The sequence below is a fragment of the Burkholderia paludis genome, assembly GCF_000732615.1.
In the GTDB taxonomy this organism is placed as follows: Bacteria; Pseudomonadota; Gammaproteobacteria; order Burkholderiales; family Burkholderiaceae; genus Burkholderia; species Burkholderia paludis.
On sequence record NZ_JPGL01000020.1, the window covers coordinates 60550 to 78323 of the forward strand.

Consider the following 17774-nt stretch of genomic DNA (forward strand, 5'->3'; position numbering starts at 1 on the left):
GCCTTTTTCGCAGTACATCGTCGGCAAGCCGGTCAGTTCGAACCCGCCACCTTCGGCGTGTCCTCGTAGATCAGCAAGGGCTTGCCGTCGCCATCGATGACGTTTTCATCGATGATGACCTTGCTGACCCCCTTCATCGTCGGCAGCTCGTACATCACGTCGAGCAGCGCCTGTTCGATGATCGAACGCAGACCGCGCGCACCGGTCTTGCGGCGAATCGCCTTGCGGGCGACCGCCTGCAGGGCGCCCGGACGGATCTCCAGCTCGACGCGCTCCATCGCGAACAGCTTGTGATACTGCTTGACGAGCGCGTTCTTCGGCTCGACGAGGATCTTCATCAGCGCGGCTTCATCGAGCTTGCCGAGCGTCGCGACCACCGGCAGACGGCCGATCAATTCGGGGATCAGACCGAATTTGATCAGGTCTTCCGGCTCCGTTTCGCGCAGCACTTCGCCCGCGTCGCGTTCCTGCTTGCTCTTGACCGTCGCGCCGAAGCCGATGCCGGTTTTCTCGGTGCGGTCGGTAATCACCTTCTCGAGGCCGTCGAACGCGCCGCCGCAGATGAACAGGATGTTGGTCGTGTCGACCTGGATGAAATCCTGGTTCGGGTGCTTGCGGCCGCCCTGCGGCGGCACCGACGCCATCGTGCCCTCGACGAGCTTCAGCAGCGCCTGCTGGACGCCCTCGCCCGACACGTCGCGCGTGATCGACGGGTTGTCCGACTTGCGGCTGATCTTGTCGATTTCGTCGATGTAGACGATCCCGCGCTGGGCCTTGTCGACCTCGTAGTTGCAGTTCTGCAACAGCTTCTGGATGATGTTCTCGACGTCCTCGCCGACGTAGCCGGCTTCGGTCAGCGTCGTCGCATCGGCGATCACGAACGGCACGTTCAGCAAGCGCGCGAGCGTTTGCGCGAGCAGCGTCTTGCCGGAGCCCGTCGGGCCGATCAGCAGGATGTTGCTCTTCGACAGCTCGACGTCGTCCTTCTTGTCGAGATGCTTCAGGCGCTTGTAGTGGTTGTACACGGCCACCGCGAGGATCTTCTTCGCGCGCTCCTGGCCGATCACGTACTGATCGAGGATGTCGCGAATTTCCTGCGGGCTCGGCAAATCCGACCGCGACAGCGTGGCCTCGACGCCGGCGGCGGCCGCCTCGTCGCGAATGATCTCGTTGCAGAGGTCGATACATTCATCGCAGATGAACACCGACGGGCCCGCAATGAGTTTTTTCACCTCATGCTGGCTCTTCCCGCAAAACGAGCAATACAACAGCTTCTCGCTGTTCGAACCTTTTTTGTCCGCCATGAATGTAGCGCCTCCGGACAGGTAAATGACATGATACGCCGAATGCTCCGAACGCCGCGCCTAGGGCGCGACCGGAGTCGGCTGGATGCGCTTGCCACGGATGCTCGGGGCGTTCTGAACGCCTCAGGGGGCGCCGCGCGAATCGGGGCGGCACCCCACTTAAGCTCACGGGCGCTTCAGCAGCACCTGATCGATCAGCCCGTACGCCTTCGCATCCTCGCTCGACATGAAGTTATCACGGTCGGTGTCGCGCGCGATGCGCTCGACGTCCTGGCCCGTGTGCTGGGCGAGCAACTGGTTCAGTCGCTCCTTCAGGTAGAGGATCTCGCGCGCCTGGATCTCGATGTCGGACGCCTGGCCGCGTGCGCCGCCGAGCGGCTGGTGAATCATCACGCGCGAGTTCGGCAGCGCGAAGCGCTTGCCCTTCGCACCCGACGCGAGCAGGAACGCACCCATGCTGGCCGCAAGGCCCATGCACAGCGTCGACACGTCCGGCTTGATGAACTGCATCGTGTCGTAGATTGCCATGCCGGCCGACACCGACCCGCCCGGGCTGTTGATGTAGAGGCTGATGTCCTTGTCGGGATTCTCGCTCTCGAGGAACAGCAGCTGCGCGACCACGAGGTTGGCGGTCTGGTCGTTCACTTCGCCGACCATGAACACCAGGCGCTCCTTCAGGAGACGCGAGTAGATATCGTACGAACGCTCGCCGCGGCCGCTCGTTTCGACGACGATCGGCACCAGCCCCAGCGCTTGCGCCTCGAAACCCTGCGGCGCGTTCGAAGCAAGCATGTCCAGCAATTCAGCGCGAGTGATCATTCAATGAACCTTGTTCGAATGGAAAATTGAACGGAAGGAAGCCGCCCGCCCAATTGCCATATTAATGGCAACCGTGCGCTTGACGTAAAAACGGCGTGCAGGCCGTCGCTCCGACAGCCGGCACGCCGCTAGAGCAACACTTACGCTTGCGCCGATGCGCTTGCGAGTGCCTCGAAGCTCACTTCCTTGTCCGTCACCTTCGCCTTGCCCAGCACGAAATCGACGACGTTGCTTTCAACGACGAACGCTTCCATCTCGGCGAGGCGTTGCTGGTTCGAATAATACCAGCGGACCACTTCCTTCGGGTCTTCGTAGCTCTTCGCGAACTCGTCGACTTCCGCGCGGATCTGTTCCGGCTTCGCTTCGAGACCGTTCGCCTTCACGAGTTCGGCCAGCACGAGGCCCAGCTTCACGCGGCGCTCTGCCTGCTCGGCGAACATCTCGGCCGGGATCGGTGCGTCCTTCGCGTTCGGCACGCCGCGCTGCGCCAGATCCTGGCGAGCCATTTCGACGAGGCGTTGCTGGTCCTGCTCGATCAGCGCCTTCGGCACGTCGAGTTCGGAAATCTTCAGCAGCGCGTCCATCACCTGGTTCTTGACGATCGACTGCGTGCGGCGCTTCGCTTCACGCTCGAGGTTTTCCTTGATCTCGCCGCGCATCTTCGCGAGATCGCCGTCTTCGATGCCGAGCGACTTCGCGAAGTCCGCGTCGATTTCCGGCAGGTGCGGCCACTCGATCTTCTTCATCGTGACCGTGAATTGCGCCGTCTTGCCGGCGACGTCCTTGCCGTGGTAATCGTCCGGGAACTTCAGGTCGAACGTACGCTGTTCGCCGTCCTTCAGGCCCAGCGCCGCCGTTTCGAACTCCGGCAGCATGCGGCCTTCGCCGAGCACGAACGGGAAGTCTTCCGCGGTGCCGCCCTGGAACGCGACGTCGTCGATCTTGCCGACGAAGTCGACCGTCACGCGGTCGCCGTTCTTCGCTGCGGTATCCGCGCCGCCGTCGCCGTGCTCGCCGGCTTCGCCGCGTGCGTGGTAGTGCACGCGCTGCTTGCGCAGGATGTCCAGCGTACGGTCGATTTCGGCGTCGCCGATCGACGTCGTCGAGCGCTCGACTTCAGCCGTCGCCAGATCGCCGATCTTCACTTCCGGGTAGACCTCGAACGTCGCGTCGAACGCGTACGCATCGTCAGCCTGTTCCTGTTTCGGCTCGAAGCTCGGCTGGCCGGCGACGCGCAGGTTTTCCGCGCGGCTGATCGTGAAGAATTCCTGGCCGATCTTGTCGCTCAGCACTTCCGCCTCGACCTGACCCGCGTATTGTTGCGCGACCATCTTCAGCGGCACCTTGCCCGGGCGGAAACCCGGCATGCGCACGTTCTTCGCGAGTTTCTGGATACGGGCGTCGATTTCCTTCTGCACGGTGTCTTTCGGCAGGGAAATCGTCACACGGCGTTCAAGCTTGCCGAGGTTCTCAACAACGTTAGCCATGGCTTCAATCGTCCTAAAATTATTCGAGCGAATCGGGTTTTCCTTGCCGTGCCTGCCTGCGGCGTCGCATACGCCGCGCCGGAGCGCCACGCCATCCCTGCACGCGCCGGATGGCTAGCGCAAGCGGCTCGGAGCACGGCTTTGGCCGGAAGAATCGACTATTCTAGCAAACAATTTTCATCACACCGCCAGATCGCCGCGACGCGCATGCGTCCGCGCCGCGTCGGCGGCCCCGCGCACGGCGACCCGTGCGGATTGCCGCTATGCCGGGCGCCGTATCCACCGCGGCCCCGCCATCCTGTAAGCTCCGACTGACGGTACGCCGCCGTCGTCGCGGCCCCGCGATTCCTCATATCAATCACGCCTTCCGGAGACACCATGCCGCAACACCCGTCCGCGCCTGTCGTCGTCATCGCGCCCGATTCGTTCAAAGGCTCGCTTTCCGCCGAGCAGGTCGCGGACGCGATCGCCGCCGGCATCCGCCGCGCGCGGCCCGACGCGATCGTGCGCTGCTGTCCGATGGCCGACGGCGGCGAAGGCACGCTCGACGCAATGCTGGCGGGCGGCGGCACGCGGCGCACGCTGCGGGTGGCCGGCGCGTCGCTCGCGGCGCGCGACGCGGCGGTCGGCGTGATCGATGCCCGCACCGCGATTGTCGAGACGGCCGAGATCGTCGGCATTACCGACCCGGTCGGCATGAGCGTGCCGGTCGACGCGCGCAGCACGCGCGGCATGGGCGAAGCCATCCGCGTGCTGCTCGACGACGGCGTGCGCCGCTTCTTCGTCGCGCTCGGCGGCAGCAGCACCAACGATGCGGGCGCCGGCCTGCTCGCGGGCCTCGGCCTGCAATGCTTCGACGCGAGCGGCGAGCCGGTCGAGCCCGTGCCGTCGCGGCTCGCCGAGATCGCGCGCATCGACGCATCGGGGCTCGATCCGCGCCTGCAGGAGACGGAATTCATCGGCATGTCCGACGTCGACAATCCGCTGACGGGCGCGCACGGCGCGACCGCCGTGTTCGGCCCGCAAAAGGGCGTGACGCCCGGGCAGGTTGCGACCCTCGATGCCGCCCTCGCCCGCTTCGCCGACCTGCTCGAAGCCGCGCTCGACCGGCGTCCGGCGGGCGCGTCCGGCGACCGCAGCCGCGACCTGCCGGGCGCCGGCGCGGCGGGCGGCCTCGGTTTCGCGCTGCACGTGCTCGGCGCGCGGTTCGAAGCCGGCGCCGAGGTGGTCGCGCGACAGGTCGGGCTCGACGCGGCGCTCGCCGGCGCCGACTGGCTGATCACCGGCGAAGGCCGCTCCGACGTGCAGACGCTGCACGGCAAGGCTCCGTTCATCGCCTGCCGGCACGCACAGGCCGCCGGCGTGCCCGCGTCGCTGCTGTCGGGCGCGGTCGACCCGGCTGCGCTGCCGCGCCTGTCCGAACATTTTTCGGGCTGCTTTTCGCCGGCGCCCGGGCCGATCACGCTCGACGTCGCGATCCGCGACGCGGCGAATCTGCTCGCGAACGAAGCGGAGCAATTGACGCGCCTGAAATACGGTGCACACTGAGCGTTGACCCGAGCGCGCGATACAGGAACAATCGGGCCCGCCCTTTTTCTTCAGGATTCGACATGAAAGGCCGTCAAGCCGGGCTCGATCAGTTTCTGACCTATCGCCTCCACGCGCTCACGAAGCGATCCGACCGCGGGATCGGCGAGGTGTACCGGCACAAGCTCGACATCTCGCTGCCCGAGGCGCGCGTGATCGCCGCCGTCGGCGCCTTCGGCCCGTTCTCGATCATGGATCTGGCGCGCCACACCAACCTCGACAAGAGCCAGGCGAGCCGCGCGGCCGAGGCGCTGCTGCGCCAGGGGCTGCTCGAGCGCGGCGCCAGCGAGGAGGACGGCCGGATCGTGCTGATCGCGCTGACCGCCGACGGCCGCGCGCTGCACCGCAAGATCATGCCGATCGTGCGCAAGTGGAATGAAGGCTTGCTCGCGTGCCTGTCCGACAGCGAACGCCAGACGTTCGAGCGGCTGCTCGACAAGGTCGTCGCGCACGCGGCCGAACGGGACGAGTAAGCCGCACGCCGGGCCCGGGCACGCGGCCCGGCGTCGCGTACCCGCTCGAGCGTTGCCGGTCGCATTGGTCGGACGAATTCGACCGGCTGCCCGGGTCGTTCTATCCACACCCCGTCTTGCGTCGTGCGGCGGCATCCGGCAAGGATGCCCGCATCGCCGCCGCGCGATCGCTACAGCCCGCTGTTCGCCGCGCGCTGGCGCAGCAGGCCGAGCACCGCGTCACAGTGCGGGGTCGGCACGCCGAGCTTGCGCCCGAGCTCCGGAAACACGCCAAGGATAGGCCCGATCTCGAGCGGGCGCCCCGCTTCAAAATCCTGCAGCATCGACGTCTTGAACGCACCGAGCTTGCGCGTGACCGCGATCCGCTCGGGCCCGCTCATTCCCGTCGACAGGCCGAGCTTCGCACCGATCGCGGCCGCTTCCTCCATCATCCGCAGCGCGAGATCCTGCGTGAACGGATCGTCGAGCAACTGCTCGGCCGTCGACCCCGTCAGCGCACTCAGCGGATTCATGTTCATGTTGCCCCACAGCTTCGTCCAGATCTCGGTCCGGATCGCAGGCGTCGACTCGACGTCGAAACCGCCCGCCGCGAGCGCCGCGGCAAACCGCGCCGTCGCCGCGTCGAGCCGCGGATCGGGCGCGCCGACGATCAGCCGGTTGCCGCGCCCGCGCCGCACGATGCCCGGCCCGTCGGTGCTCGACGACAGGTGCACGACGCAACCGATCGCCTGCGCCGGCGGCAGCGCGGCCGACACCGCGCCGGCCGGATCGACCGCGTCGAGCGGCACGCCGTCGATCGGCCCTTCCAGCCCGTGCGTGAACCACCACGGCAGCCCGTTCATCGCCGCGACGATCACGGTGTCCGGCCCGACCAGCGGCGCAATGCGCGCGGCGAGCGCCGGCAGCGCCTGCGCCTTCAACGCGATCACCACGTAGTCCTGCACGCCGAGTGCGGCCGCATCGTCGCTCGCGCGCACCGGGACCGTCGACGTCGCGCCCGTCTCGTCGATCACGCGCACGCCGTGCGTAGTCAACGCGTCGAGCGTCGCACCGCGCGCATAGGCGCTCACCGTCATGCCGGCCCGCGACAGCGCGGCCGCGAGCAATCCGCCGATCGCGCCGACCCCGACCACCGCCGCGCGCACCGACCCTGAATTCGTGTCGTTCATGATGGAATTCCGTCTCCTGGAAGCTGACGAGCATACCGCCCAATGGTTGCGGGCACAACCATTCGGGAGACGGAGCGCAACGCGCCCGCGTCTGGACAGTTCAACCCGACGCGCCGCCCGCCTCGACCGGTTCGTCGTCGGCCGCGCCGCCGGTCGCACGGAGCACGCCCGCGATCTGGCTCTTGTCGTGCATGCCGAGCTTGCGGTACGCACAGCGCAGGTAGTGACGCACGGTCGTCGGCGAAATCGCCATCTGTTGCGCGACTTCCTTGTGCGAACGGCCGGCGCCGTAATAGCGGATCGCCGCGAGTTCGCGCGGGCTCAGGCGGTCGAGCAGCGAGCGCGGCCGCGCCTCGATCTGGAACAGCCCCGCGACCGGCACGCACTGGATGCGCAACGCGTCGCCGACGAACGGCTGGCCCGACTGGCGCCGCAGGTGCGCGACGAGCGGCTCCGGCACGCGCGCGCCGGCCCAGGCCGGCCATTCGGCGCGCAGGACGTCGTCGAACCCGTGATCGGCGTGATGCAGCACGCCGAAGTTGTCGCACAGCGCGCGCGCGGCCGGCTCGGCCGTATCGCCACGCTCGCGCGTGAGCTGCGCGGCGCGATTGACCGTGAGCGCGGCCGCGAGATGCGGGATCACTTCCTCGAAACGGCGCGCTTCGTCGTCGTCGAACGGGCGATTCAGGCCCTGCCGGTAGATCGACATGAACGTCGTCAGGCCGAAACGGCGATCGAGCGTACACACGCACATCAGTTGCGCGAGCCCGTACTTCACGCACCAGCCGCGAAACCGCGCGTCGAGCCCCGGCTCGACGACCGACAGCCGTACGGCGTGCCCGTGCGCGCCGTGCAGCGTGCGGTGCGCGAGCGGGTCGCAGTCGCGCACGCGCTTCCAGTCGGTGAAGAACGCGTGCGGCAGCCGGTACAGGAAGCTGTTGTGCATCACGGGGCCGGTCGGCATGTGCGTCGCGACGCCCGTCCACGCGGCATCGAACGGAATGAGCGCCTGCAGCAGGGAAAAGAACCGGTACTCGAATTCGCCGATGCCGGATTGCGCGGCGACCGCGTACAGATCGAGCAGCATCAGCCCGAGCTCGCGCTGCGCCGCGTCGCCGCGCGCGACGCCGTCGAAATCGGCGCGCCGGGACGCCAGCGGCGGCCACGCGAACTCGTCGAGGACGATCGCGGCCGGCACGTCGCGCAGCGCTTCGAGATCCTGCCCGATATCCGTCGTGATCCTCACCTTCCGCTCCCCCGCCCGATCGGGCTGCTGATGTGCGCAGCGACACCGGCCGATTATAGCGATCGGCTTTTTTGGCGGGTCACGCCGCCGGAACAGGCGCCAGCCCCATCCATTTGAACGGTGCGCGGCACGTTGCTGCTCCGCAGCACGCCGCGCCGCCACGGCGCGCCGCTTGCGTGCCGCGCACCGCGGGTTTTCCACACCGTTCATCTGTACGACTGTTCGACGGGTTTCCCGCTGCGGACACTGCGTCGCGACCCACCCACGACAAACGACAGATGCAGGACGGTATGGAGAACCCCACGTGACGACACCCCGCTTCATCCGCACGGCCGCGGCCGCCGCGACGCTCGCCGCGTGCGGCGCCGCCGCGCACGCGCAGTCGACCCTCACCCTGTACGGCGCGCTCGACGCCGGCGTGCAATACCTGACGCACGCCGACGGCCGCCACTCGGCCGTGCAGTTGCAGAACTACGGCATCCTGCCTTCCCAGATCGGGCTGAAGGGCAACGAGGATCTCGGCGGCGGCTGGCGTGCGCTGTTCAAGCTCGAACAGGGCCTCAACGTCAACGACGGCACCGCGACCGCGCCCGGTTACGCGTTCTTTCGCGGCGCGTACGTCGGCATCGCGGGGCCGGTCGGCACCGTCACGCTCGGGCGGCAATTCAGCGTGCTGTTCGACAAGACGCTGTTCTACGACCCGCTCTGGTACGCGTCGTACAGCGGCCAGGGCGTGCTCGTGCCGATGAACGCGAACTTCATCGATCAATCGGTCAAGTACCAGTCGCCGACGTTCGCGGGCTTCGACGTCGAGGCGCTCGCCGCGACGGCCGGCGTCGCCGGCAATACGCGCGCCGGACGCGTGCTCGAACTCGGCGGCCAGTACGCGAGCAACGGCCTGTCGGTCAGCGCGGTGCTGCATCAGGCGCACGGCGACGTATCGGCGACCGACGACGCATCGGCGCGGCGCCGCGAACTCGGCACGCTCGCCGCGCGCTATGCGTTCGCGACGCTGCCGCTCACCGTCTACGCCGGGGTCGAGCGCCTGACGGGCGACCTCGACGCGGCGCGCACGATCGTCTGGGGCGGCGCGCGCTACCTGAGCGCGAACGGAATCGGCCTGAATGCCGGCGTGTATCACACCGACTCGCGCACGCCGGCGATCGGCCACCCGACGCTGTTCATCGCGAGCACCACCTACGCGCTGTCGAAACGCACCGTCGCGTACGTGAACCTCGGATACGCGCGCAACAGCGGCCATAGTTCGCAGACCGTCTACGAATACGACCCGACGCCGCTTGCCGGCGCGTCGCAGTTCGGCGCGATGGTCGGCATGTACCACCTGTTCTGACTCCCCTGACGAGATCCCGCCATGAAAACCCTGTCCCCGGATGCCGCCCTCTCGCCCGACGGCCGCGCGCCGGCGTTCGCACGCTCGACGCTCGTCGCGCTCGTCGCGTTCGCGGCCATCACGCCGCTGCTGCTGCTCGTCGCGCCGGCCGTCGCCGCGCAGCTCGCGACCCAACTCGGGCTGTCCGCGTCGCAGATCGGCACCTACTTCTTCGTCGAACTCGGTGCGTTCAGCCTCGCGACCGTGCCGTCGTACCTGTGGCTCGGCCGGATCGACGCGCGCCGCATCGCGGCCTGGGCGATCGCGCTGTTCGGCGCCGGCAACCTGCTGACCGCGCTGTGGATGCCGGGCTTCCCCTTGCTGCTCGCGCTGCGCGCCGCCACGGCGCTCGGCGGCGGCTCGCTGATGGTGCTCTGCATGACGAGCGCGGCGACGAGCGGCAACAGCGACCGCGTGTACGGCCTGTGGGTCGTCGGGCAACTGGTCGCGGGCGCGATCGGCCTGTTCTTGCTGCCGCATGTGTTCGCCGCGTTCGGGCTGCGCGCGCTGTATGTCGCGCTCGCGGCGCTCGCGCTGCTCGCCGCGCCGCTGTCGCGCGGCTTTCCGTCGTCGCTCGGCACGCGGACGACATCCGCGCACCCCGCTCGCGGCACCCCGACACAGACGCCGCGCCGCTTCGTCGTGCTCGCGATCGGCGCGGTGCTGACGTTCTACCTCGCGATCGGCAGCGTGTGGACGTTCGCGAGCCGCGCCGCGGCCGAGGCCGGCCTCGATCCGCAGTCGACCGGCAACGTGCTCGCCATCGCGAGCGTGATGGGAATCGCCGGCGCGGCGCTTGCCGCCTGCGCGGGCGGCCGGCTCGCGCGGCGCGCGATGCTGGCGGCCGGTTACGCGCTGCTCGCGGCGTCGCTCGTCGCGCTCGCCGCGATGCGGCAGGCCGGCGGCTACAGCGCGGCGATCTTCGCGTTCAAGTTCGCGTGGACGTTCGTGCTGCCGTTCATCCTCGCGACCGTCGCGCAGATCGACACGTCGGGCCGCCTCGTCGCCACGCTCAATTTCGTGATCGGCGCCGGCCTCGCGGCCGGGCCGCTCGTCGCCGGGCTGATGCTCGACGCGGGCGGCTCGATGCACGCGCTGTTCGCGGCCGCCACGGCCGTCGCAATCGTTTCGTTCGCCGCGTTGCGCCATATCGATCGCCGCACGCGCCCCACCGTTTCCTCCCAACCTTGACAGGTCACGCACATCCATGAATCGCACTGCCTTCTTCACCGACGAACGCACTTTCTGGCACACCGGCGGCACCCATGCGCTGTTCTTCCCGGTCGGCGGCTGGGTCCAGCCGCCGTCGAGCGCGGGCTACGCGGAATCGCCCGATTCGAAGCGCCGCTTCCTGTCCCTCGTGCAGGCGTCGGGCCTTGCCGCGCAACTCGACCTGCGCGGCGCCGAGCCGGCCAGGACCACGGACCTGCTGCGCATCCATCCGGCACACTATCTCGACGCATTCCGCGTGCTCAGCGACGCGAACGGCGGCGACCTCGGCGATCTCGCGCCGTTCGGCAAGGGCAGCTACGAGATCGCCTCACTGTCGGCCGGCCTCGCGATCGCGGCGGTCGATACGGTCGTCGGCGAGCGCGCGGCCAATTCGTTCTCGCTGTCGCGGCCACCCGGCCATCATTGCCTGCGCGACCGCCCGATGGGCTTCTGCATGCTGGCGAACATCCCGATCGCGATCGAAGCCGCGCGCGCGAAACACGGCATCGAGCGCGTCGCGGTGATCGACTGGGACGTGCATCACGGCAACGGCACGCAGTCGATCTACTACGACGATCCGGACACGCTGACGATTTCGCTGCATCAGGACCGCTGCTTCCCGCCCGGCTACAGCGGCGCGGACGACCGCGGCGAAGGCGCCGGCGTCGGCGCGAACCTGAACGTGCCGCTGCTCGCGGGAAGCGGCGACGACGCGTATCGCTACGCGTTCGAGCGAATCGTGCTGCCGGCGCTGGAACGGTTCCGGCCGGAGCTGATCGTCGTCGCGAGCGGGCTCGACGCAAGCGCGGTCGATCCGCTCGCGCGCATGCAGTTGCATACCGACAGCTACCGGTTCATGACGCGCGCGGTCAAGGAGGCCGCGCAGCGCCATTGCGGCGGGCGGCTCGTGATCGTCCACGAAGGCGGTTATTCGGAGGCCTACGTGCCGTTCTGCGGGCTCGCGATCGTCGAGGAACTGGCCGGCATTCGCACCGAGGTCACCGATCCGATGCTTGATCTCGCGATCGCACAGCAGCCGGGCGAGCGGTTCGTCGCGTTCCAGCGCGGGCTGCTCGACGAGCTGGCCGCAGCGTTCGGGTTGTAACGCGCGGGAACGGCGCCGACGGGGCCGGTTCGCGCCGGCTCTTGCGCGATCGTTGCGAATGGGGTTTGCTGTGGCTTTGCTGCTGTTCGGGCCCGTGTTTCATGGTGAGCCGGATAGATTCTCCCGGCCTCAAGCGTCTCGAAGAAGCCCCCCATCGGGGCGTTGTCCCCGACGTTGACATGGCGGATCATTGAAACGTCCGGCTTGAACACGGCATTCCGGCACGCGCGACTGGCGTCGTTGGGCTCCGCGACCGGAGTGCGGCAACAATCCCGGCGACGGGTGCGTTGCCAGCGCGTGCTGCGCAACGCCTGGCAGACCGGATCCGCGTTGATCCGCCCGGACATCGGCCCGCCGAAGATACGCCGACTCGCCAGATCCGGAATCGCCGCCGGATACGACCCGCCCTCGCCGGTCCCGACGAAAATGATGTCGCTTGTCGTGACGGCCCTCCCCCCTCGCGAAGTACGCCGCCACCTTTCGGATTCAGTCGAAAAATTATCGAACTTGTTGCTGCAGATGAAATCGACACAGGGCCATTTTCCGGCTGTCGCCCTCTCTTTACGCGCCGGTTATCGCGCGTTACTTGTCTGCTAGACTGCGGAACCTTTACGCGCCCCGGTTAAGCGAGATCCTGTATGCACGACACTGCAATGGAAGATCAACACAACGACCTTCCGGCACTTGCCGAAACCTCCCGGACAAGTGAAGCGACCAAAGCGGAAACTGCCCGCGAGCTGACCTGCGGCGTGTGTGGCGGAACGGAGTTCTCGTCAGGCGACTGCCTTTGGCCCTCACTTATAAACGAGTGGCAGCTCTCCCCTGAAGAAGTCGCCTATATCAACCGTCAGCAGGCTGAGCGTTGCACTGCGTGTGGCGCCAATCTGCGATCCATTGCGTTGGCAAATGCCATTCGCTCCAGCTTCGGAATCCCCACCGTTTTGCACAATGCAGTGGAGGACGACGCGTACCGGGATCTCCATGTACTGGAGATCAACGAAGCCGGAACATTGAGTCCTCTTCTTCGGCGCCTGCCGTCATACACCTTCGGCGCGTACCCCGAGGTGGACATGCACGCGCTTCCATACCCGGACCAATCGTTCGACCTCGTCGTCCACTCGGACACGCTTGAACATGTCGCCAACCCTGTCCATGCACTCGCCGAATGCAGGCGGGTCCTGAAGCCGAATGGCTACCTTTGCTTCACGGTACCGGTCGTCGTGGGCCGAATGACACGCAGCCGGAACGGGCTGCCGGGGAGCTTTCATGGCGCGCCCGGCACGAATGCGGACGACCATCTGGTCCACACCGAGTATGGCGCGGACGCGTGGCGGCAAATCATGCAGGCCGGGTTCGACAACGTGACGATCCACACCGTCGAGTATCCGGCCGCGCTGGCCTTCGCCTGCCGCAACGGGACTCGGCCGGACCAGGGCTCCGGCGCGCCACGCCCGCTCTCCGAGGACACGCCAGCCGGGAATGAGGACAAGTCGGAGCATCCGGTCGCATTGCCCCCGGATTTCGATGCCGAGGAGTATCTGGGACTGAACCCCGACGTTCGCGAAGCCGGAATTGACCCGGTGGAGCATTACCTCCGCTTCGGACATAAGGAAAACCGGGCCTATAAAGGGCTGGCACGCGCTTTACGGCCCTCGCTCGACAAGCCCTATGAATTCGACGGGCTTCGCTCCATGCACAACCACGACTTCATGGAGCACCCGGATTTTGTCGAAGCCTATGGCCGGGGGGTTCAGGCGGCGGGAGCGGATTACCAATGGTACTGGCGCGTACACATGGGGCTGTGGGCCGCACGAGCGGCGATACGCGTAGCGGGCGATTTTGTGGAATGCGGCGTCAACCGGGGCTTCCTCAGTTCGGCGATCATGAAACTGCTGAACTGGGACTCGACCGGGCGGACGTTCTACCTCCTGGATACCTTCAAAGGTATCGACGCGCGTTATGTGAGCGGGCTGGAAAAGGATGCAGGAGTTCTCGCACGGAACCAGAGGGACCTCGATAGCGGCTTCTACACGGAAAACATCGAACAGGTCAGGAGCAATTTTTCGGAGTGGCACAACACGAAAATCGTCGTCGGCAGCATTCCGGAAACGCTCTCCGAAATCAAATCGGAGGCTGTCGCCTTCCTGCACATTGATTTGAACTGCAGCCCGCCTGAGGTGGCCGCAATCGAATCATTGTGGAACCGCATTCCGACCGGCGGGATGGTTCTGCTCGACGACTATGCCTACTACGGCTATCAGTCCCAGAAGGATGGCATGGACGCCTGGGCCAGGGCCAACAACGTGCCTATCGCCAGCCTGCCAACCGGGCAGGGGCTGATCGTGAAAGCGTAGGGTTCATCCTGCTTCATGCGCATGGCGGTTCGGCACGCCGAACGTGCGTAGCCGCCGCACGCCAGACTGGCTGGCGCCGATGGACTGGTGCGGAGCCGCTGGATCATCCAGGTGCCCAACGGCAGCAAGCGGATCAGGCTGCCGTTAAGTACGCCACAAACCAGTTCTACGACAATCAGTTCGCTGCCCGGATCGATCAAGTATCGACGCTCGAAATTGCGCCGGCAGGCCCCGCTCTGGTTGCAGGGATCGAGACAACGAGCACCATTCGCCGCGGCCGAGGGCCCCCGCTCTCGAAGAGCGAAACGAAATCGACCGGAAAGAAGCCGCTTAGGGTGATGTCTAAAGCGGGAACGGATGGCTTCACCCCGCATGTCGTCGCGCGTGTGCCTGGGCTGCCGGCACTTGAAGACGACGAACCGTTCGACCGGCGCGACTGGCCAACACGGGAATGACCTTTCGTGCCCTCGAATTTGGGCGCGGAGTCCGGCCCGCTGTCGCTCTCCAGGCCGACAACCGCTTGCACGGCGCACGGAGCGAGCAGCATCAGTTGGTAAAGCGGTCAGCCTTGCCCGCGCCGGACGCTGCCCACGCGACTACCTCGTTCGCGCACCGGAGGCTTTGAGCGCTCTCGCACGAACTGTGGCCCGACCGGATACGCCCAGGAAGCGGGAGGCCTTTCTCCGTAATGATCCGCTGTCGCACGTCGTGCTCGCGGCAGTGCAGATACGCCGTCACCCGGGCGAAATCCCGCAACGCAAACGGTGCGAGACGCGCAGCGATCCGGCAGGTCAGCCCATCAATGGGCATCTACACTGGTGGTGTCTCGAACGGAAAGCGAATGAAGAACGCCCTGCACGCCTCCCTGGAGGCCGTTTTTAGGGGGTTTCCGAAAGCGCGCAATCGTGTCAACCTTATCTGACCAATCTTTCCCGCAGCATTCCGTTTCGGCCCAGCCCCACTCTTCCGATGAAATCGTCCCCGCGCGATAACAACGACAACGTCAAGCCGCGCCGCCAGCCGTCGAAGCTTGTGCTGAACATCGCCGCCGTGACGGTCGGCCTCATCACGTTCGCGCTCGGCGCGGCGTGGGTGATCTATAGCTGGGTCGTCGATCGCGAAGCGCAGTATTTCGCGATCCCGCTGGTGTTCTCGGTCCCGGTGATCGTGGCGGTCGCGATCCGGAGCATCTGGGAATAGGCGCGCCTGAAACGGCGACGCCTGGCGCCGGGTATCGAACCTGTTTCGGATGATGCGTTGAGACGTGCGAACCGGTTACAGACCGGGGCGCGCACACGGGTTGGAAACAGCGCCCTGATATCCGCCTGTCGCTGCGCCCAGCAAAGTGGCGGCCAGCGACGTACCGAGCGCCTTCAGCACGGTTCCCGTCGACAACGGCTCGCCGTTCGATATCACCCGCCCCGAGTAAGCGGAGCACGCGGGCGACGTAACCGCCGTCTGCACGGGCCGGACGCTCCATGCGACATTGTCGGCGGGCGTCGCGGCCCACGCCGGCACGGCCAGCAGCAGAGCCGGAACGAAAACTGACGTACGTACTGTGTGAAGCATCTGCGCCCTCGGTGCGGTTGTGTTTCTTTCATGAACAGCGGCCACGTAATGACCGCGACCTGATTTCCGGAGCACGCGTCGTACGGCGCCCCCTGCCGTGATGCCGCCGGCAGCAACTGAAAAGCGCTGCGGTCAGCCGACCGGCAACGCTTTTTCGTGAACGGCCCCTGCGCGGAGCGCGTTCGACTTCTGGTGCGAGGCCGACATCATACCAATATCATAAGCCATTATTTCAAAACAAAATTTCCGAGTTCGAATTCTTTGAATGCCCCCCAGATGTGCCCCCTGGATGATTTCACTGGGATGGACGCTTGGATCGGAAATCGTTATCTCCCGATCCGCTCGCCTGTATCCCTCGCGCAACAGGCCCAGGGTGACCATGCCTCGATTTCGCGTACAGCAGGAATTTTGTTAATTTCCTGTATGTACGGAGGGTTGCATGTCAGAGAAGTTCGTACCGAAACGGCAATACACGGACGAGTTCAAAGTCGAGGCCGTCAGGCTTGCCGAATCAGTCGGTCAGCATGAGGCCGCGCGACGGCTTGGGGTACCGGTAGCGACATTAGGGAACTGGATGCGGCGTAGTCGCCGGGCCGACGGCGTTGGTCAGGCTGGTGGTCATGAGTCGGTCGCGGCACGAACGACCCGCCCGATTAGCGAACTGGAAACGGAGAACGGTCGGCTACGCAAGGAATTGGCCAGCGCGAAACTCGATATTGAAATTCTCTCAAAAGCAACGGCGTACTTTGCGAAGGGGTCGCGGTGAAGTACGCCTGGATCGATACTTACCGCGACCGGTACAGCGTCAGTCGCTTGTGCCGAATAGTTGATGTGTCGCGCAGCGGTTATTGCCAATGGCGTCGGCGTGGCCCAAGCGCACGCACTCAGGCCAATGCAGCGCTGGACGCGGCGGTCGCCGCCATCCACCGGTCAAGCCGCGGCAGCTACGGCCGTCCTCGTATCGTGCGGCAGTTGCGTGCCCAAGGCCAGCCCGCGAGTGCCGAACGCGTACGTCGCAGCTTGCAACGCCAGGGGCTGCGCCCGGTCTACAAGCGTGCGTATCGAGTTACAACGGATTCGACGCATCGCCAGCCGGTGGCCCCCAATCTGCTTGATCGTCGTTTCGACAGCTGGCTGCCCAATCGGGCGTGGGTCAGCGACATCACGTTTATCCGGACCGGCGAAGGCTGGTTATATCTGGCGGCGATCCTGGATCTGGCGAGCCGACGCATCGTGGGCTGGTCGATGTCCGCACGAATCAATACCGACCTGGTCTGCCAGGCACTGCGCAGCGCGTGCTGGCAACGCAAGCCGGCACCGGGGCTGCTGTTACATTCCGACCGCGGAAGCCGATATGTAAGCCGAACCTACCGGAAGCTTGCCGCCGACTTCAAGATGGACATCTCGATGAGCCGACGCGCGAATGCGTGGGATAACGCCCCGATGGAGAGCTTCTTTAAGACGCTGAAAGTCGAAAGAATCTATCAGCTCCACTACGAAACACGCGCCCAGGCTCGTCTGGACATCGTCGACTGGATCGAAGGCTATGACAATCGGCAACGCCTGCACACCTCAATCGACCTCCATACCCCGTCGACTACGAGGCCGCGTTGATCGCCGCATGACTTGCTGTACGTGGAAACGAGACAGGGTCACCAGGTACATGCCCTGGCCGTCGGCCAGCTTGTAGGATTTTTCGCGAGGCTTGGCCGCACGGACGGCGACATCGGTAAGGGGCATTTGGTCATGGGGGCATTTCGATGCCCCGGATCAGAAAAACTGCCCCCTGCGATGCCCCCTGATTTCGTGGGTGTCAATGGGAAGTGCTGGGCGACCTTGGAAAGGAAAAGCCCCGCAAGTCATTGACTGGCAGGGCTTTTTGGCCAACGTTGGGAATCGTTGGGAGATACTTTGGTGCGTGAGGCCGGACTCGAACCGGCACACCCTTGCGGGCGTCAGGACCTAAACCTGGTGCGTCTACCAATTTCGCCACTCACGCGCATTTTCTGCCGCCCGACCGCGCGGCACGCAAATGATGCGCCGCGCGCCCGGGACATCG

At 66.0% G+C, this 17774-nt stretch carries 13 protein-coding genes, 1 tRNA gene and 3 pseudogenes; 8 read left to right on the forward strand and 9 right to left on the reverse strand.

Annotated features, from left to right (window positions below):
* Positions 1 to 32 precede the first annotated feature (32 nt).
* The 3 genes from clpX to tig form a co-directional block, all read right to left on the reverse strand.
* The gene (gene clpX, locus GQ56_RS0114180; protein ID WP_031399287.1) at positions 33 to 1304 is read right to left on the reverse strand and encodes an ATP-dependent Clp protease ATP-binding subunit ClpX; all 1272 of its coding nucleotides are present in this window, start codon (positions 1302 to 1304) and stop codon (positions 33 to 35) included.
* A 165-nt stretch (positions 1305 to 1469) separates the two neighbouring features.
* On the reverse strand, positions 1470 to 2123 hold the full coding sequence (gene clpP / locus GQ56_RS0114185; protein ID WP_010092137.1) for an ATP-dependent Clp endopeptidase proteolytic subunit ClpP: 654 nt from the start codon (positions 2121 to 2123) through the stop codon (positions 1470 to 1472).
* A gap of 140 nt (positions 2124 to 2263) precedes the next feature.
* Positions 2264 to 3610, reverse strand: a complete 1347-nt coding sequence (tig, locus tag GQ56_RS0114190; RefSeq protein WP_031399288.1) for a trigger factor — start codon at positions 3608 to 3610, stop codon at positions 2264 to 2266.
* 378 nt (positions 3611 to 3988) lie between these two features.
* On the opposite strand from tig, the gene GQ56_RS0114195 reads away from it, so the two are divergent.
* Positions 3989 to 5158 (forward strand): glycerate kinase, encoded by a 1170-nt coding sequence (locus GQ56_RS0114195; protein ID WP_031399289.1) that lies wholly within the window; start codon positions 3989 to 3991, stop codon positions 5156 to 5158.
* A gap of 62 nt (positions 5159 to 5220) precedes the next feature.
* Positions 5221 to 5670 (forward strand): MarR family winged helix-turn-helix transcriptional regulator, encoded by a 450-nt coding sequence (locus GQ56_RS0114200; protein WP_031399290.1) that lies wholly within the window; start codon positions 5221 to 5223, stop codon positions 5668 to 5670.
* 170 nt (positions 5671 to 5840) lie between these two features.
* Here the strand turns inward: GQ56_RS0114200 and GQ56_RS0114205 are convergent, their stop codons facing one another.
* Positions 5841 to 6839, reverse strand: coding sequence for a 2-dehydropantoate 2-reductase (locus tag GQ56_RS0114205; protein WP_031399291.1), 999 nt, complete (start codon positions 6837 to 6839; stop codon positions 5841 to 5843).
* 100 nt (positions 6840 to 6939) lie between these two features.
* Positions 6940 to 8085: a helix-turn-helix transcriptional regulator gene (locus GQ56_RS0114210; RefSeq protein WP_031399292.1), complete on the reverse strand. Its 1146-nt coding sequence runs from the start codon at positions 8083 to 8085 to the stop codon at positions 6940 to 6942.
* A gap of 304 nt (positions 8086 to 8389) precedes the next feature.
* On the opposite strand from GQ56_RS0114210, the gene GQ56_RS0114215 reads away from it, so the two are divergent.
* From GQ56_RS0114215 to GQ56_RS0114225, 3 genes are read left to right on the forward strand one after another with little or no spacing between them, the layout of a single operon-like run.
* On the forward strand, positions 8390 to 9436 hold the full coding sequence (locus tag GQ56_RS0114215) for a porin (RefSeq protein ID WP_031399293.1): 1047 nt from the start codon (positions 8390 to 8392) through the stop codon (positions 9434 to 9436).
* 21 nt (positions 9437 to 9457) lie between these two features.
* Complete coding sequence (locus GQ56_RS0114220; protein WP_031399294.1) at positions 9458 to 10666, forward strand: MFS transporter; 1209 nt, start codon at positions 9458 to 9460, stop codon at positions 10664 to 10666.
* A 16-nt stretch (positions 10667 to 10682) separates the two neighbouring features.
* Positions 10683 to 11792 (forward strand): class II histone deacetylase, encoded by a 1110-nt coding sequence (locus GQ56_RS0114225; RefSeq protein ID WP_031399295.1) that lies wholly within the window; start codon positions 10683 to 10685, stop codon positions 11790 to 11792.
* A gap of 89 nt (positions 11793 to 11881) precedes the next feature.
* Here GQ56_RS0114225 and GQ56_RS46520 read toward each other — a convergent pair.
* Positions 11882 to 12229, reverse strand: a pseudogene (locus tag GQ56_RS46520) (IS3-like element ISBvi3 family transposase); the annotation flags it as partial.
* 216 nt (positions 12230 to 12445) lie between these two features.
* On the opposite strand from GQ56_RS46520, the gene GQ56_RS46525 reads away from it, so the two are divergent.
* Together GQ56_RS46525 and GQ56_RS0114240 are read left to right on the forward strand one after the other, a co-directional pair.
* On the forward strand, positions 12446 to 14146 hold the full coding sequence (locus GQ56_RS46525) for a TylF/MycF/NovP-related O-methyltransferase (protein WP_235212700.1): 1701 nt from the start codon (positions 12446 to 12448) through the stop codon (positions 14144 to 14146).
* Between the two features lie 969 nt (positions 14147 to 15115).
* The gene (locus GQ56_RS0114240; RefSeq protein ID WP_031399298.1) at positions 15116 to 15346 is read left to right on the forward strand and encodes a hypothetical protein; all 231 of its coding nucleotides are present in this window, start codon (positions 15116 to 15118) and stop codon (positions 15344 to 15346) included.
* Positions 15347 to 15847: 501 nt separating this feature from the next.
* Here the strand turns inward: GQ56_RS0114240 and GQ56_RS44280 are convergent.
* Positions 15848 to 16096: a hypothetical protein gene (locus GQ56_RS44280; RefSeq protein ID WP_152601756.1), complete on the reverse strand. Its 249-nt coding sequence runs from the start codon at positions 16094 to 16096 to the stop codon at positions 15848 to 15850.
* A 58-nt stretch (positions 16097 to 16154) separates the two neighbouring features.
* Between GQ56_RS44280 and GQ56_RS0114250 the strand changes: the two are divergent.
* Positions 16155 to 17340: pseudogene (locus tag GQ56_RS0114250) on the forward strand (IS3 family transposase).
* A 31-nt stretch (positions 17341 to 17371) separates the two neighbouring features.
* Here GQ56_RS0114250 and GQ56_RS46530 read toward each other — a convergent pair.
* Positions 17372 to 17455 (reverse strand): annotated as a pseudogene (locus GQ56_RS46530) (tyrosine-type recombinase/integrase); the annotation flags it as partial.
* Positions 17456 to 17627: 172 nt separating this feature from the next.
* Positions 17628 to 17714, reverse strand: a tRNA-Leu gene (locus GQ56_RS0114255).
* Positions 17715 to 17774: the final 60 nt, after the last annotated feature.